This window comes from Bacteroides sp. 43_46, assembly GCF_001915455.1.
Taxonomy (GTDB): Bacteria; Bacteroidota; Bacteroidia; order Bacteroidales; family Bacteroidaceae; genus Bacteroides; species Bacteroides caccae.
Genome location: NZ_MNQN01000067.1, coordinates 14,873 through 15,207, shown reverse-complemented (window position 1 = coordinate 15,207; position 335 = coordinate 14,873). Strand labels below are relative to the sequence as shown.

1 protein-coding gene is annotated in these 335 nt (G+C 54.9%); it reads left to right on the top strand.

Annotation, left to right across the window (positions count from 1 at the left end; translation table 11 throughout):
* The coding region (locus tag BHV72_RS06480; RefSeq protein WP_286855294.1) for a M48 family metalloprotease at positions 1 to 335 on the top strand (335 nt) is incomplete at both ends.

The window sequence follows — 335 nt, the reverse complement described above, 5'->3', positions numbered from 1 at the left end:
CTGAACATACGTATCATCCAGTCGCCCGAACCAGATGCCTTCATGCTTCCCAACGGCTCCATGGTTATCAGTACGGGCCTCCTCTGCACTCTTGATTCCGAAGACGAACTGGCCGCCGTCATCGCATGTGAGCTGGGACATTTCGTCCTCGACCATCAGGTAAACAACATTTACCGTGCCGAGCGGCGTGCCAAGCGTGCAGCTTTTTGGGCAGATGTCTTTGCCACTACCGCCAGTGCAGCCCTCGATGTGGCCTACTGGGACGATAATGAAGATGCTTATGCCGTCAGTCTGGTGGCAGATATCGGAGCCATCGCTTCCCTTTTGAGCATTCC